General features: G+C 37.7%; 11 protein-coding genes and 1 tRNA gene. 11 read left to right on the top strand and 1 reads right to left on the bottom strand.

The window, feature by feature from the left end; genetic code table 11:
- Positions 1–85: 85 nt before the first annotated feature.
- From HXT26_RS03320 to glgX, 10 genes are all read left to right on the top strand, one after another.
- Positions 86–1,768 (top strand): VWA domain-containing protein, encoded by a 1,683-nt coding sequence (locus HXT26_RS03320; RefSeq protein WP_422111875.1) that lies wholly within the window; start codon positions 86–88, stop codon positions 1,766–1,768.
- A 52-nt stretch (positions 1,769–1,820) separates the two neighbouring features.
- Positions 1,821–3,251: a glycoside hydrolase family 3 protein gene (locus HXT26_RS03315; RefSeq protein ID WP_422111874.1), complete on the top strand. Its 1,431-nt coding sequence runs from the start codon at positions 1,821–1,823 to the stop codon at positions 3,249–3,251.
- Between the two features lie 553 nt (positions 3,252–3,804).
- Complete coding sequence (locus HXT26_RS03310) at positions 3,805–4,431, top strand: hypothetical protein (protein ID WP_422111873.1); 627 nt, start codon at positions 3,805–3,807, stop codon at positions 4,429–4,431.
- Positions 4,432–4,654: 223 nt separating this feature from the next.
- Positions 4,655–6,619: an ABC transporter ATP-binding protein gene (locus HXT26_RS03305; RefSeq protein WP_217430171.1), complete on the top strand. Its 1,965-nt coding sequence runs from the start codon at positions 4,655–4,657 to the stop codon at positions 6,617–6,619.
- Positions 6,620–6,645: 26 nt separating this feature from the next.
- On the top strand, positions 6,646–7,419 hold the full coding sequence (locus HXT26_RS03300; RefSeq protein WP_004106997.1) for an energy-coupling factor transporter transmembrane component T family protein: 774 nt from the start codon (positions 6,646–6,648) through the stop codon (positions 7,417–7,419).
- 54 nt (positions 7,420–7,473) lie between these two features.
- A complete protein-coding gene (gene menA / locus HXT26_RS03295; RefSeq protein WP_422111872.1) occupies positions 7,474–8,559 on the top strand; it encodes a 1,4-dihydroxy-2-naphthoate octaprenyltransferase in 1,086 nt (361 codons plus the stop codon).
- Positions 8,560–8,791: 232 nt separating this feature from the next.
- Positions 8,792–9,580 carry an ANTAR domain-containing response regulator gene (locus HXT26_RS03290; RefSeq protein ID WP_004119309.1) on the top strand — a complete coding sequence of 263 codons (789 nt, stop codon included), beginning with the start codon at positions 8,792–8,794 and terminating at the stop codon, positions 9,578–9,580.
- 78 nt (positions 9,581–9,658) lie between these two features.
- Entirely contained in the window at positions 9,659–12,736 is a 3,078-nt protein-coding gene (polA, locus tag HXT26_RS03285) for a DNA polymerase I (RefSeq protein WP_004106991.1), read from the top strand.
- A gap of 21 nt (positions 12,737–12,757) precedes the next feature.
- A complete protein-coding gene (locus HXT26_RS03280; protein WP_004106979.1) occupies positions 12,758–13,642 on the top strand; it encodes a Nif3-like dinuclear metal center hexameric protein in 885 nt (294 codons plus the stop codon).
- Between the two features lie 81 nt (positions 13,643–13,723).
- Positions 13,724–15,853 (top strand): glycogen debranching protein GlgX, encoded by a 2,130-nt coding sequence (gene glgX, locus HXT26_RS03275; RefSeq protein ID WP_032835386.1) that lies wholly within the window; start codon positions 13,724–13,726, stop codon positions 15,851–15,853.
- Between the two features lie 106 nt (positions 15,854–15,959).
- On the opposite strand, the gene HXT26_RS03270 is transcribed toward glgX, so the two are convergent.
- On the bottom strand, positions 15,960–17,063 hold the full coding sequence (locus HXT26_RS03270; protein WP_004119320.1) for a hypothetical protein: 1,104 nt from the start codon (positions 17,061–17,063) through the stop codon (positions 15,960–15,962).
- 184 nt (positions 17,064–17,247) lie between these two features.
- On the opposite strand from HXT26_RS03270, the gene HXT26_RS03265 reads away from it, so the two are divergent.
- A tRNA-Pro gene (locus HXT26_RS03265) sits at positions 17,248–17,321 on the top strand.
- The last annotated feature ends 61 nt before the right edge of the window (positions 17,322–17,382 follow it).

Here is a 17,382-nt window from a genome sequence, read left to right as displayed (position 1 = left end):
AAGCAGGGTATAGAATCAATAAATAGTTTGTTTTTTGTAACTGTATGCGAATGTTTTACTAATAAGGAAGAGAAAGAAGAAAATCATGTACTGCGTTAATTGTGGAGCTATTTTAAAAGATAATACAAGGTTCTGCACGCAGTGTGGTACAGAAATTACTTCTCCAGCAAATAATACTCAGTCTCAGCAAGCAGAGCAGCCTCATCCTGAAGCGCAAACGCAAGTATTTTATACCAGCAACATTCCTAATCAGTATTATCGCCCTGAAACAAATACACAATACCCGTATCAACAACAATACGGGTATGCGCAAGTTGCTGCTGAAAATGATGCGAAGCGAAGGAATATTATTATAGCTATTATTGTTATGATTGCTGTTATTCTTTCAAGTATTTTTGGGTATTGCATTTGGGATTATATGAGACCAAAACAAATTCCTTACGAAACTTTGCGAAAAGAAATTATGAAATCCAATAAATACGCGGATTATAAGTTGAAAATTGTTGACTCTGACGTATCTAAATATCCTCATGTAAAACTGTACTTTTCGCTTACTGATAGTAGTGGAAAAGCTTTGGAAATTGATTCTCCTACTGCTGCAATTCGTGAGAAGATTGGTGGTGGCAGAGAAGCTGAAAGACTTATCCATAAAGTTGAGCGCATTAAAGATAAACAAGGTGTTAATTACGAAATTCTGCTTGATAAATCTGGATCTATGGAAGATTCTATAGATACGATGAAACGTACTATGAGTGATTTTGTGCGCAATCTTAATTATAAGGTTGGCGATACAGGAGAGCTTATATCTTTCGATAGTTACTTAATGTATATGGCAACGTATACTAACGATAAAGATCGATTGCTTACAGGCATTGATAATATGACTCCTTACGGCATGACAGCTTTGTATGACGCACTTTATACCGGAATTACTAATGCTTCTAATCATCCTGGCTTTAATTGCGTAATTGCGTTTACTGATGGTCAAGATAATGAGAGTACTCATACTGCTGATGAGGTTATTTCTTTAGCTAAAGAAAAAGGTATTCCTGTATATTTGATTGGTACTAGTGAAGCTGATTCAAGTACTCTGCAAAATATTGCGAATGAAACGAATGGTTACTTCTGGGATATGAATTCAATTTCAGATATGCAAGAGGTAATGAATAGAATTCGAGTCAATCAAGATAATGTTTATTGTTTAGAATATGATTCTGATTCTTCTTCGAATGCGTATGCTGATCGAGTGGTTTCTGCATTGGTTGCAGATTCCAAGAATCATCAGTCTGGTGGTATTGGTGATGATTTGTCGTTTAAGCCAATTAAGAAGAAGAATTATAAGAAGGGTGCAACTCGCTTCGTGCTACATAAGGGCGATGTGAAGTGGACTGAAGCTAATAGTGCATGCATGCAAGATGGTGGTTACTTAGTAACTCTTACCAGTAAGAGTAAAGAGAAAAAGGTAATCAATATGGCGAAAAAGGAAGGCGTTAAGTATGTGTGGATTGGCGGTTATACTTCGCAACGTGAGAATGGTGACGTATTTGCGCACTGGGTTACTGGTGAAAAAGTAAAGTATGAAAACTGGTTGCCAGGAGAACCAAGTCGAAACGATAAAGATGGAGAGCCTGAGTTCTATCTTATGCTTTGGCGTTTAAATGATGAGTGGTCTTGGAATGATCAGCGCGATGATTTATTTACGACTCCTACATTGCGTAAAACCTTTAGCGGTAAAATTGGCTATGTTTGTGAGATAAATAGGCATTAGTATTACGCTACTACTTTTTGGTTCATTTTTAGCGAATTAGAGGAAACTCGTTATGCGAAAGCAAAGGACACGTAAACTACAAAGCAGTCCGCATTATGTAGATGGTCGCACTATGCAATATCGTAGTGCTCAGCATCATAATCAAATTGCAAGTGTTGTTCCAAGAAAGCGTTTTGCTGCTATTTTAGTGGCTATTATAGCTATTGTTTTACTTACAATATCTATGTTTGCTGCAGTATCTGTTATGCGCTCGCATTTTTTTAATGTTTCTTCTAAAACTTATGTTAGTAAGAAAACAGTTAACCCTGCGGATGTGGCTACTAAAAAACTTGAAGCACTAAAGCAAGCACGTAAAAGGCAAGCAAGACGGGGGATTGACCCTAATAGCAGTGTTGTTAAAAATGTGCTATCAAAGATGTCTCTTGAAGATAAAGTTGCTCAAATGTTCATAGTTAAGCCTGAAGAATTAGCTGGAACATACGGAACTGTGGTATCTTCTGGCTCGCAAATGCAGCAGTCGTTTAATTCCATACCTGTTGGCGGAATAATGTATAGCAGGGAGAATATTCAGAACCCTAATCAAACTCAGCAAATGATTTCTGGGTTGCAATCAATAAGCGAATCTAGAGTGTCACTGCCTGCTTTAGTAGCTGTTGATGAAGAAGGTGGCACTGTTGCGCGAGTTAGCTCAAATCCTCAAATGGGTGTTAATTCCTCGCCTAATATGAGGGATATTGGAGCGACTAAGAAAACTCGCAAAGCTTATAAAACTGGTGCTTACATTGGTAATTATCTTTCGAATTTAGGTTTTAATGTTGATTTTGCTCCAGTTGCTGATGTGATTACTAATCCGGATAATAACCTGATGATCAAGCGTTCATTCGGCTCTAATGCTTCGCTAGTTGCAAATATGACAGATGCGTTCACAGATGGTTTGCAAGAGCATCACGTTTTTGCCACGTATAAGCATTTTCCTGGTCACGGCTCAACTTTTGAGGATTCTCACAAAGGCGTTACTGTTTCGAACCAAACTTCACTTGCGTTAAGAAAAATAGATTTAGTACCATTCAAAGATGCTGTAGATACTGGTGTTAAGTTTATTATGGTCAGTCACGTGTCGTATCCGAAGATTACAGGTGATGATATTCCTGCTAGCATGTCTGAGAAAATTGTTACTGGTTTAGCTCGTAAAAAGCTTGGTTATAAAGGTATTCTTATTTCTGACTCTTTAGGAATGGGCGCAATATCGTTGCGCTATTCTCCTGGAGTTGCTGCAATTACAGGAATTAAAGCAGGCATCGATATATTACTTTCTCCTGCAAATTTGCGTCAAGCGTATTATTCTGTTGTTAATGCAGTTCGTCAAGGTGATATACCTGAGTCTCGAATTGATGAGTCTGTAAAGCGAATTATTGCAGTAAAATTGCAAATTGCTCAGCAATTAAAGAGTCAAAATGTAAAAAATTCTAAAATAACTAAATGAATCAGCGTGTTGCATTTATTTAAGTAAATTTTTTCTTTTACATTATTTCGGGAGTTTCTTTATTTAAAACGAGATTTTCTTTGCAAAATAAGGATTTACGAATAATAAATTTATAAATATTTTTGTAATAATTATTTCATTAGGAGAATATTTTTGAAAAAATGTTTGCATTTGTACTTTTATGGTGTTAGCATCATTTCCAACACAAACAAATATCGAATACTTCGGTTGAGGTTTGTGTGTGAACCACAGTTAGTATTAATGAGTTAAGGAGGCAGACATCATGCTTAACATGAACATGAATGCTGAATCTTTCGATACTCTTAATGCTGCACGTATGTGGTGGTGGCAGTCTTCTCTTTGGCGTGAGTTTACTCTGAAGTTTTAGAAGCTGCGTATAAAAGCTTGTAAAAGACCTCCGGGTAAGCTCCGGGGGTCTTTTTGTATACAAGCCTTAAATTTCAAAAATCACAAATCACAAATCACAAATCACAACAAAATATTCGATAGCTTTGTATTTAAATAATATGAAGCTTAAACAAGGAGAGAAATCATGGCTAATGAAACTAATGAAAAAGTTATGGAAGCTACTAGCGGCGTCGCAGATGCAACTGCTGATGTTGCGTCGGTAATGATGAAAAATGCGAAAGTTAAGAATCATGCACTAAATATTACTTCGTTAGTGCTGGTTGCAGTTCTATTTGCAGCAGGATGCATTCTTGATTTTACTGTTGCCAAGCCTCTTTCTATTGGAAATATCCAGCCTGAGTTTGTTATTGCTTCATTCTGCTTGGCGATTTTGTTGGTTCGTCCAAAGATTTATCAAGGAGCTATTATTGGAGCTCTTGCTGCAACATTAATCCAACTTAATACTTCGATTCCATTCCTTGAATATGCGTGTGACATTCCTGCTGCAATTATTATGACAGCTATTTTAATTGGATATGTCCATCTCTTCCCAAAGGATGCTGCTCGTAAAGTAAGTGTTTTCCCATTTATTGCAACTTTTGTTACAACAGTAATTTCTGGTTGCATTTTCGCTTCTATTGCTGCTTACTTTATTCTTCATTCTCCAAACATGGTAATCGTAATGATGCCAATTATTTTTGGTACTGCTGCATTTAATGCGATTATTGTTGAAATTCTTTATACTCCATTGCGACTTGTATTGCACAAATAATAAATAATGTAACTAAGAAATTCTTATGATTGCATGTTTAATTGCACGTTATACATCATTATTAACGAATGTGTTTAATGCGTATAAATGTATAAAGTCATAGAAGTATAAATATAAAGGTATAAAAGCAAGTTGGCATCAGTCTAATATGATTGATGTCAACTTGTGTTTTTGTGTTATTAATTTTTTAGCGTTTGCTCGGTGTGTTAGAGTTAGGAATGTTATGTCTCAGCAAGAAAAATATGTTGCAGATAATCATTTAGTTGATTCTGCCGAACCGTGTAAAGAGCCTATGAAAAAAAGTGATGAATCAGTAAAAGAAGTGCCATTGCTTGAATTAAGCAATGTATCTTTTCGTTACGATACTCATAGTGATGAAAGTGTTGCAAATAAAGATAAAAAAGACAATGAAGATAATTGCAACTATGCTCTTCATAAAGTAAACCTTAGTATTCATCAAGGTGAATTCGTTGGAATTATTGGACCTTCTGGGTCTGGTAAAACAACTCTTGCTTCACTTTTTTCTGGAGCAATTCCTCACCATTATTCGGGAAAGTTTTTCGGAACTGTCAGAATTGCTGGTCATGACACTACTACTCTTGAGCTCACTAATATTGCTTGTTTAATTGGCTCTGTTATTCAAGATATTGATGCGCAAATGGTTGCTGCAAACGTTGAAGATGAGTTGCTTTTTGGTTTAGAAAACTTCGGAGTTTCGCACGATGAAATTCCTGAGCGTATAGCAAATGCACTAGAAACTGTTGGTATTAGCAATTTGCGGAATCGTGATTTAGACACGCTATCTGGAGGTCAAAAGCAGAAGGTCGCAATAGCTGCTATTTTGGCTTTAAGGCCTAAAGTGATGGTTTTAGATGAGCCTACTTGTGCGCTGGATCCAGTTTCTTCACGTATGATTTTCGACGTTTTAAGTGATTTGAATAAAAACTTTGGTATTACTATTGTAGTGATTGAGCAAAAAGTAGCTTTATTAAGTGAATATTGCAAGCGTCTTATAGTGCTTTCTAAAGGTGAGCTTGTTCTCGATGCTCCTGTTTGCGAAGCTCTTAAAGATATAGAGTTACTTCGTAAAGTAGGTATTAATTATCCACGTACTACGCGATTGCTTAAACAATTGCAAGATGAACAAATTTGCGATCCATCACCTCTTAGTGTTGGCGTTGATGAAACTGTAAATACTATTGTTAAAACTTTGCGTTCTGATTATTCTAAACTTTCTAATCGCGATGATGCGTATGATGTAGAAGCTGATTTAGAACTTAATAAAGAAGATTCTAAAAGAGCTAACAATGCAGTTAATAATACTGATAAGCCATGCCTTTCAATAGATCATGTGAGTTTTGCTTATGCAAATGATGTCAAGGCTCTAAAAGATATTTCATTTGATGCTTATGCTGGTGAATTGATCGCATTAATTGGCAAAAACGGTGCCGGAAAAACTACTATTACAAAAATTATTAACGGTCTACTAAGACCTACTGAAGGTAGTGTAACAATTGACGGTATCGACACCAAGCCATTGCGAATTAGTCAAATAGCAAAATATGTTGCGACATTATTCCAAAATCCTGATCATCAATTATGTAAAGAGACTGTTCTTGAAGAAGTAGAGTTGAGCTGTATTTTAATTGGTGAAGATTCTAGTCAAGCGAAAACGCATGCAATGGAAATTATTGAGAAACTTGACTTAAATCCTACTGACAGTCCATTCATGCTTTCTAGAGGGCAGAGACAAATGGTGGCATTGGCTGCAACTGTCGTAACGCGTCCTAAAATACTTGTTCTCGATGAACCAACTTGTGGGCTTGATTACCATGAATGCGTGAGAATTATGCAAGTAGTTGAGGAGTTGCGAGCTCACGGTTGTTGCGTGATTATGGTTTGTCATGATATGGAAGTTGTGCTTGATTATGCAACTAGACTTATAACGATTAATGATGGAAAGCTTATTATTGATGGTTCAGCGCATGATGTTTTTGAAAAACCAGACGTCTGTTCAGCTGCTTCTTTATATCCACCATTATTGTGTGCTGTTTGCCAAGGTTTGGTTTCTAACGGTTTTAAGCAATGCTATGGATTGTATACGCGAAAAGAATTAGTTGAAGCGTTGCGTTTTGGTAAAATCGCAAAACTTAGTCAGAATAAGCAGCATAATCAGCAGAATAGTTAGAAGTAAAATAAAGGCATCTGATATTTATGAAAACGAGACTATTAACATATCAATCAGGCAACACATTCCTTCACCGCACAAACCCTATTGCGAAGCTAATTCTTGCTGCGAGTATTGTAATAAGCGTATTTATTGCTAAACAGTATTCTGTACTTATTGCGCTAGCTGTTATTATTTTTGTTGGCATGGCTTTTACTCATGTTGTTAAAACATTATTTGGCCTTATTAAAGCTATGCTAATAATTTCTTGCGTAATGTTTTTGCTACAAACTGTTATTGCTCAAAGTGGGAACTATATTTTTCTATGGTTTACGTTAAGAGGTATTGATATTGGAGCGAAAGCTTCTTTGCGTTTGTTCTGTTTTGCTTTTCCTCTTGTTACAGTGCTAACAGTAACTAAATTAAACGATCTTGCAAATGCTGTAGTCCAATATTTGCATATTCCATATTGTTATGCTTTTACTATAACTACTGCGGTTCGTTTTGTGCCTATTTTTGCGCAAGAAATGTCTCAAATCACAGAAGCTCAAATGGCTCGCGGAGTTGAATACGATAGTAAAAATCCATTTAAAAAATTAAAACTTATGATGCCTCTTATTGTGCCTCTTTTGGTTTCTTCAGTGCGTAAAGCAGATAGTTCTGCGCTAGCAGCGGAAGAGCGCGGCTTTTATTTGCGTACACGCAAGTCTTCGTATTACAAATACCCATTCGGATGGCGTGGATTCTTGTCTTTAGTTATTTCTGCACTTATTATTGCTTTACCAATATGCACTTCAATCTTTTTGCCAAATTTAGTGTAAAATATTTGTGTAAATCATAAATAAATAAATCATAAATAATTTATGAGGCTTTTGATGAAAAGTGTAAAAATTTGGCTTAAGGGTGCAAGAATTTACACGCTTCCAATAGGCTTAGTTCCTGTTGTTATGGCGTTTGCGGTTTCATTTAGAATGATGCGATTTTCGTATTTTGAAGAACCAATTATGCATCTAGAGCAATGTTTTATACAATTTTTCTTGTGCTGCATGGTTGCTGCGTTTATGCAAATCGCCGTCAATTATGCCAATGATTATTGTGACGGATTGAATGGCTTGGATGAGAATCGTAGTTTGCGTGCTTTAAGTAGCAATAATTCAAAGCCTTTATGCGATGTATCTTGGCGCCTTGCAAATGCTGGAATTTCCCCGAAATCTGTGCTTAAAGCTGTAATAATTTCTGCTTTTATTTCTTGTATTTTTGGTTTGATTATTGTTTTGCGAACTGGAATATATTGGTTTATTTTACTTGGAATTGCGTGCTTTGCTGCAGCCTGGTTTTATGCCGGGGGTAAACATCCTTACGGTTATAAGGGTTGGGGAGAAGTAAGTGCGTTTGTATTTTTCGGTCCTGTTCCTTTTATTGGTTCGTTATGCGCAATTACATACGGAATTGGTATTCCAGAAACTAGCATATTTATCAATAACGGGCAAAGGATTTTGGCTTGTTTGCTAATATCTTGCATTCCTGGTGCTTATTCGGCTTGCTTAATGATGGTAAACAATCTTCGAGATATTAAAAGCGATAAAGAGCATGGAAAAATAACTGCTATGGTTAGAATTGGTGAGCGCAATGGTAGGCGTTTATGCGCTGCTATGAGCATTGTTTCTGCTGTTCTATTGATCGCATATTCTATTTTGATTATTGTGTTACCTTCTGCAGTGCCATCAATATGGCGCTTTTATAGTGTTGAAGTTTTCCTCAGTTTTAGTGCGATTGTATGCAATACTTCATGGCATTTATTTTTTGCTGCTTTTCAGTGGCTCTTATTGTTAGTCATTGCAATTAAAGCTTATAAGTTTACTAAATGTGTGCTTATAGGTGATTACAAGAACGCTTTTCCTATGTGCGTTGCTCAGGCAATACTTGGTGCGCTGGCTGTATTATTATCTGCGATTATATAAAATAAGCAAAATAGTGCTAATTGTATGTGCTTGTTCGCGCGTCTTGCAATTCTTATGATATTATTAATTGACACGAACATGGTGCGCGTGCGGTATTTTAATGACTTGCAAATTGTGTTATGATGCGCAATTTCCACTAGTGTTTGTGAGTGTGCCGTTGCGTGAGCGCCATGTTAAAGATGCATGGCGATGTTGCCCTGTGAATGTGTGGCAATGAAGTGAGGTTTTGAATATGCCAGGTATGGATGAAAATGAAGGGACAGAGCCAGCGATGCCTGAGGTACTTACTGATGATGAGCTGCGCAAAGCTGCAGATGATGAAGCTGCTCAGCGAGAATCTAAAGAAAAGAAAAACAATCATATTCGTACTGTGGTAGTTGCAGAAGATGAATCAGTTAATCGTATGGATTTAGTGGCAATGCTTGAAGATAACGGATATCAAGTTGTAGGTCAGGCTGCTAACGGTCAAGAAGCTATTGAGTTGACGCGTGAAAATCATCCAGATGTTGTATGCATGGATGTTAAGATGCCTGTTATGGATGGCATTACCGCCGCTGCAACAATCTGTGATGAGAATATTGCTCCTGTAGTAATGCTCACTGCTTTTTCACAGTCAGATTTAGTAAAACAAGCAACTGGTGCTGGAGCGATGGCGTACGTTACTAAACCGTATGAAGAATCTAAACTTCTTCCTGCTTTGGAAGTTGCTATGGGTCGCTTTAGTGAAATCAACGATTTATTAGATAGTGTTGAACGTGCAGAAAACAAGTTACACGATGCTGAAGATCAGTTGAAGAAAACAGAAGAAAAGTTGAAGAAAGCTGAAGATACTTTAGAAGAACGTAAGCTTGTAGATCGTGCTAAAGGTCTTCTTATGGATAAGGCTGGATTCTCTGAACAGGGTGCTTTCCGCTGGATTCAAAAAACTTCTATGGATCAGCGTATCCCTAAGAAGCGTCTTGCAATGGCTATTATTGCAAAGTATAGCGATGATAAAGCAGAATCTTCATCTGAAAATTAGTAGGGTTATATTTATTCATTTTTATATAACTGCATAGTTATTTATTAGTAATTACGGAACGTGGGTGAGTAGTCAACAGTGAATACCGACATCGTTGAAGAACATTCTTCGGAACTTAAGAATGAGAAAGGAACGTTGTTGGTTGTCGATGGCCATTCTCTTGCGTTCCGTGCTTTTTTTGCAATATCTGCAGATAATTTTTCTACTCGCTCTGGGCAAGCAACAAATTCCATTTGGGGATTTATTACTATGCTTTCGCAGGTTGTAAAAAAAGAGAAGCCTGACCGCTTAGCTATTGCTTTTGACGTTAAAGGTGGAACTTTTAGAAATACTATGCTTCCTCAATATAAAGGTACTCGTGATGCTGCTCCGCAGGAGCTTCTTTCGCAGCTTCCTATTATTCAACAGATGCTTAAAGCTCTTGGTATCACTTATATTGAGAAACCAGGTTATGAAGGTGATGATGTTATCGGCACCCTTGCAACAATGGGAGCGAATGCCGGTTATAGAACTTTGGTACTTTCTGGCGATCGTGATGCATTCCAACTTATAGATGACAATATTACTGTTTTGTATCCAGGACAGCATTTTAAAGATTTAAAAGAAATGGATAAGGATGCTGTTTTTGAAAAATATCATGTTACGCCTAAGCAATATCCTGATCTAGCAGCGTTAAGAGGAGAAACTGCAGATAATATCCCAGGAGTTCCAGGTGTTGGAGATGGGTACGCTGCTAAATGGATTAATCAATTCGGCAGCCTAGAAAATATTATTGAACATTCGAATGAGATTAGCGGTAAAAAGGGAGAAGCTTTAAGAGAAAATATTGATCAAGTTCGTTTAAACCGTAAAGTTAATGCTTTAGTTTGCGATTTGGATTTAGGCGTAACTGTAGATGATTTGTGCTTTGGTGATGTTGATGCTGCAAAATTAGGAATCTTGCTGTCTCAACTTGAATTTGGCGAATTAAAAAAGAGAAAGATTCTCAAAACTTTTAGCAACGGTACGCAACAATCTATTGAAAATAATATGCGTATAATGTTTTCGTCTACGTATGAAGGTAATGCTAATAACGATGAGCTAGTTCAAGGTGATCAATCAAATATTGACGCAGAAAATTTTCAAGAAATGCTAGCAAGCATTGACTTGCATCATGTTAAAACTGTAGAAGACTTTATTAATTGGGAGAATTCCGTTTCTTCTTTACTTTATACAGAAATAAAGAAAGATTCAAAAAATACTGAAGATACTTTCGACCAACTAAGTTCCGAAGAAGAGAATTTTGAAGAATTAAGTTCCGAAAAAATTATAAATAATTCTCGTAAATGTGCCGAACCTATACTGAAAAATCAAGAAGTTGTAATATACGCTCATGAGTGCAAGAAGAATTCAAAACATCATTTTGAGTTGACTGCAGATTCTTTAATAATTCTTGTTGCTCATAAAGCTGTGTTATTGTACGCGTCTGATTTGCAATCGGCAGATCGAGCTTTGCTCGAGATGTTGCGAAAGTTCTTGCAAAAAAATTCTTCAATAACAGTATTGCATGATTATAAAAAGCATTTGGGATTGCTAAAATCGCTAAAATTATTCGATTCGAATAATTCATTTGGCACTCCACTTCTTGATACTCGATTGGCATCATATTTATTGGAGCCTGATTTTCGAGCTGAAACTTTAGAAAATATGGCTGAACATTATTTAGATATTCAGTCAGATGAAGATAATTTGGGTGAAAATGAAGCTAAGCAGGGTGAGCTCGATCTTCTTATTGACGATGAAACGCCAGCCAGTGAAGAAGAAAATAATGAAAAGCAAACTCAAGCGCGTGAAGCTAAATTCTTAAGAACTGCGCTTCTTATTCGTCTTTTGGCTCTTCATTTTGCTTCAACACTTGATGATAGAAAACAAACTGGTTTGATGACTGATTTGGAAATGCCTATTTCGCGAGTTTTGCGTGGCATGGAAGACGTCGGTGCTGCAGTTGATATGCAACGTTTAAGTGGTATGCTTAAGCAATTTTCTGCAGATGCTGAGTTCGCGCAAAATATGGCTTGGAAAGTTGCAGGTAGTTCTGTTAATTTACAAAGTCCTAAGCAGTTGCAGCAAATACTTTTTGAGCATTTTGGTCTTAAACCTACTCGTCGCACAAAGAATGGCTCGTACACGACTAATGCCGAAGCTTTGCAAGCTATGTACGTTAAACTCGATCCCGAAGAGCCTGCAAGTCAATTCTTGGGCGCCTTACTTAAACATCGCGAAACTAATAAATTGAAGCAGATTGTGCAAAGTTTAATTGATGCGGCTCATTATGATGATAGGCGCATCCATACAACTTTTGAGCAGACTATTGCGGCAACTGGTCGTTTAAGTTCTGCTGATCCTAATCTCCAGAATATTCCTAATAGGAATGCTGCTGGTCGTGAGATTCGTGCTGCTTTTATTCCAGGAGAAGAATTTGAATATTTAATGAGTTGTGATTATTCACAAGTTGAGCTTCGTATTATGGCTCATGCATCTCATGATAAAACTCTTATTGAAGCATTCCGTTCCGGCGCAGATTTTCATAAATATGTTGCGAGCTTAGTTTATAAGATTCCTGTTGAACAAGTAACGCCGGATCAACGTTCTCATGTAAAAGCTATGAGCTATGGATTAGCATATGGATTGAGTACTTATGGACTAGCCAAACAGCTTTCTATTAGTCCGGCTGAAGCTGAAATGTTGAAGAATAAGTATTTTGATACTTTTGGCAATGTTCATGACTATCTGGAATCTCTTGTGTCAAAGGCAAAAGAACTTGGATATACAGAAACTATGTTTGGTCGACGTAGGTACTTCCCGCAGCTTTCTTCCAATAATCGTGCATCTCGTGAAGCTGCTGAGCGCGGAGCTCTTAACGCTCCAATACAAGGTACTGCCGCAGATATTATGAAACTTGCTATGCTTCGTGTTGATTTGGGATTGCGTGAAGCAAAAGTTCGTAGCCGAGTAATATTGCAAATACATGATGAATTGATTTTAGAAATTTCACATGGTGAGCAAGAGCAGGTAGAAAATATTGTGCGTAAAGCTATGGAAAATGCTGTGCATTTAGATGTTCCTCTTAATGTTTCTACTGGAGTTGGTGTAGATTGGCAACTAGCAGCGCATTAACACTACTTAAAGGTAGAAGAAATGATTAGATTAAGCAAAGTAATTGAAGCTATAGAAACATTGTACCCATTAAGCTTTGCTGAAGAGTGGGATGAGCCTGGTCTTATTGTTGGAGACTTGAATTCCCAAATTCAGCGAATCGTATGTGTCAGTGATCCTACGATTAGCGCAGTTGATCGAGCGTTATCAATGGGTGCCAACCTATTAGTGACTCATCATCCGCTATTTTTCAAAGCTGTGCATGGAGTTTCAAACGAAACTGTTCGTGGCGAAATTGTACAGCGTTTAATTAGTAATAATTGTGCGCTATGGGTTGGCCACACTAATGCGGATGTCGCGTGGCGTGGAGTTGCTCATGCTGCGGCAGAGTATTTTGGTCTTCATAATTTGCGTCCAATTGTTGTTTCTAAACAGATCGATTCTGCTGGACGTAACATTGGCTTAGGCAGAATTGGTGTTTTGGATGTGCCAATATCATTGCGTGATTTTGCGCAAAATGTTTTTAACGTTCTTCCTCATACAAAAGTTGGTGTTCAAGTTGCTGGAAATCTTGATGCGAAAGTTAGTACAGTAGCTGTTTTGCCTGGTTCTGGGGAAAGCTTGTTAGATGAAGTTCGCAAGGAAAAAGTTGACGTATATGTTACAAGCGATTTGCGTCATCATCCTGCACTTGACGCAATTGAGCGAGCTAAATATGAATCGAAACTGCGTCTTTCTTCTGGTGAAGATTACATTCAACACACATATCCTATGATTATTAACACTTCTCATAGTGCTATTGAATCATTGTGGTTTACTTATGCGATTAATGATATTGCTGACTGCATAGAAGAAATGTATGGAGAGCGTCCAGAAGTTGCTTGGTTAGGTGAAGCTTGCGATCCATGGAATTACGTTATTAATTGAGGCTTTCATTTAAAATTCAAGCTTTTTTAAATAACGTCAACATGACGTGAAAACTACTCGAATATATGAGATACTTATATTATGCATATACGACCAGGTTCCATGTATCCGCTTGGCGCAAACTATGATGGCGCTGGCGTGAATTTTGCGCTGTTTTCCGAAGTTGCAAAGCGCGTTGAATTATGTTTATTTGATGAGCATGATAATGAAACACGTATTGATATGACTGAGCAGAACTCATACGTGTGGCATAACTATGTTTCAGGCATACAGCCTGGTCAGCGTTATGGTTATCGTGTTCACGGACCCTATGATCCTTCTCATGGTTTATGGTGCAATCCTCATAAGTTGTTGCTTGACCCATATGCCAAGGCGATTGAAGGAAATATAGACGGTGATGAGAGTCTTTTCTCGTATTGGTTTGATAATCCAGATGATATTTCAGCAATGAATACTTTGGATTCTGCGGATCATACGATGAAGGCTGCAGTTATTAACCCGTATTTTGATTGGGGTAATGATCAGCACCCTATGATTCCGTATCATGATTCTGTTATTTACGAAGCTCATGTTCGTGGAATGACTAATCTTGATAAACGTGTTCCTCCAGATATTAGAGGCACTTATGCTGGACTTGCACATCCAAGCGTTATTTCTTATTTAAGGAAGCTTGGTGTTACTGCAATAGAATTGATGCCTATCCATCAGTTTGTAAACGATTCTTTCTTGCAAAATAAAGGATTAAGTAACTACTGGGGATACAACACTATTGGTTTCTTCGCTCCTCAAAATTCTTATTCCAGCTCTGGTCAGCGCGGAGAGCAAGTTAACGAATTTAAGTCAATGGTTAAGGCGTATCATGCTGCAGGCATGGAAGTGATTCTAGACGTTGTCTACAATCACACTGCTGAGGGCAATGACCGTGGTCCTACTTTGAGTTTCCGTGGTATTGATAATCGTGCATATTATCGTCTTGTAGATAATGATCAGCGTCATTATTTTGACACTACTGGTACTGGTAATTCCTTACTTATGCGTTCTCCAAAAGCGTTGCGGTTAATCACAGATAGTTTGCGTTATTGGGTAACTGAAATGCATGTCGATGGCTTCCGTTTCGATTTAGCAGCAACTCTTGCTCGTCAGTTCCAAGAAGTAGATAAACTTTCTGCATTCTTTGACATTATTGAGCAGGATCCCATTATTTCAAGTGTGAAGCTTATTGCTGAACCTTGGGATATTGGTGTTGGTGGATATCAGGTTGGTGGATTCCCTCCAAGTTGGTCTGAGTGGAATGGAAGATATCGCGATTGTGTTCGCGACTTTTGGCGCTCACAACCATCTACATTACCTGAATTTGCTAGCAGGCTTATGGGTAGCTCAGATTTGTATGAGCAAAATGGACGAAAGCCTGTAGCTTCCGTGAACTTTATTACAGCTCACGATGGCTTCACTATGAACGATTTAGTTAGCTATAACGAAAAGCATAATGAAGCTAATAAAGAAGGCAATTGCGATGGTGCGAACGACAATCGTTCGTGGAATTGCGGTGTTGAAGGACCTACTAATATTCACGATGTTAACGAATTGCGTGAACGTCAAATACGTAATTTGTTCTCAACTCTTTTGATGAGCCAGGGCATTCCTATGATATGCGCTGGTGATGAAGTCATGCGCACGCAGAATGGTAATAACAATGCTTATTGCCAAGATAATGCTATTTCGTGGATAAGCTGGGATTATAACGAAACTCAGCGAGATATGTTCGATTTCGTTTCTAAGCTTATTCACCTGCGTTTGAAGCACCCTGTGTTGCATCGTCGTCGTTTCTTTACGGGTCGTTCTGCTGGAGATGATGTAAGCGATATTCCACAAGTTGAATGGCTTGACCATAACGGTACTGTTATGGATATGGAGGACTGGTCAAATACTCATGCTTTATCTGTGATGATTTATTTGAATGGTTCGGATATTCCAGAAACTGACTGGTATGGAACGAGAATGGTTGATAATGACTTTATTCTTATTTTTAATGCGCATTATGAACCTATTACTTTTACTTTGCCAGATAAACGTTATGGTGAGAAGTGGAAGTTGATTGTGGACACATATAATCCAAAGGGTCCGGAATTGTTATATGAAGCAGGATTTAATATTGTCGCACAATCTCGTAGTTTCTTGCTTCTTATGAGCGAGCATAAGCCAGAATGTTGAGTATTATGCTTTATTCGTAAAGAAGTTCGTGACTTGTAAAAACTAAAAGCAGCGCAGAAATTTAAGTTTCTACGCTGCTTTTGTTAGTTTAATTTATCTTTTGTTCTTATTCTATTTGTGCTTTTGAGCTTCTATTTAATATTAAAGCTTGATTTATTTTTGATTGAAGACGATCGCTTTGCATAGCCGCAACTTGTCGTGAAAATACAATAATCCATCCAAGAAATAGCAGACATGATAATGCTTCAACATTTGTAAGAGTATTATTTCCATGTACCCACTGATTTCCTGCCCACGCAGTAAGAATAACCGCTAAATCGGAAGCAATATAGAATGTGCGAGAAAGCCTAGGAGCAAGCCATGGAAGGCAAACAAGCATTGTGCAAATTAATCCTGTCACTCCTCGAGCACATAAATCATGTAAGAAAGGATGTGGCGTGTATCTAAAAGTTCCTATTCCAATAAACGATATTCCTCCAAGAATCAGCAAAGCTGCCATAACAGTTGTGCGCATCTTGAAGTGTTTAATCAGTTTTTGGTTATTGTGTTGTAGCATTTCGTGCTGTGTTGCAACGAATTCAGTAATAGCAAAGTAGCTCGTTATGATAATGCAAATTCCTGACAAAACAAGTGTTGCATTAAACATACTAGCTGCAAATGTTGTGCGGTCTCCAAGTTGAGAGAAATTATTGTTATACCAGTACGGATCATCTGTCGTAAGACCTGCAGTTGCAGCTCCAGAAATAACGAATAATGGCAGGAGGGAAGCCACAGTTTTAGCTTCAAGAAGTTCAGCTTGAATAAGAGTTGCGTATCCAACTATTCCAGATAAAGCTGAGCATAATACTGGTAAATAGCTGTTCATTGCCGCTCTGCCAATAATGCTATTAATAATAGATAGCAAAGCAAAAGACATAAGAAACATCGTTGCGCCGTAAATCGTAGAAAGCGCTGTTATTTCAAACGCGTGCTTAGCTACTCGAATTAAGTGATGGCTGATAACTTTTTTATTTGTACGCAAGTATCCAACAATAAAAGCGCCTACGCTGCACAAAGACACAATAGTTGAAGCTGTAAGGAATAGTCGCTGGCTAATTTGCCAAAACGCTGGCATTGTTGCCATATACATTCTCATAATAATCATTCCACAAGCTGCGCAAACTATGAATGATATTAACCCCATTGCCTCTGTTCGCTGGAAGCGTCCCATACTTAGCCCCTTTTTCTTTAAACTAATTCTATTGTATCGTTTGGTGGCTAGTAATGAGTTTTGTTAGTCGAATTTTGTAATGAAGAAAAAATTTTCATAATACGTGTGTCGTAATTTGCATTTGTCTGCAAAGTGCGCTATTGTAATTGATTGTGCTTGGAACTGGTGATCAGTTCAAAAGCCTCGGGGTGTAGCGCAGTTTGGTAGCGCGCCTGCTTTGGGAGCAGGATGTCGCAGGTTCGAATCCTGTCACCCCGACTTTTTATATCTAATGAAATATGCTTATTTTTTTGCTTTTTATTCTTATTTAGCAGTACAT

The organism is Gardnerella sp. DNF00497B, from assembly GCF_049262725.1.
GTDB classification, from domain to species: Bacteria; Actinomycetota; Actinomycetes; order Actinomycetales; family Bifidobacteriaceae; genus Bifidobacterium; species Bifidobacterium leopoldii.
Note: the sequence above shows the minus strand (reverse complement) of the source record. Positions and strands in the feature narration are given on the sequence as shown.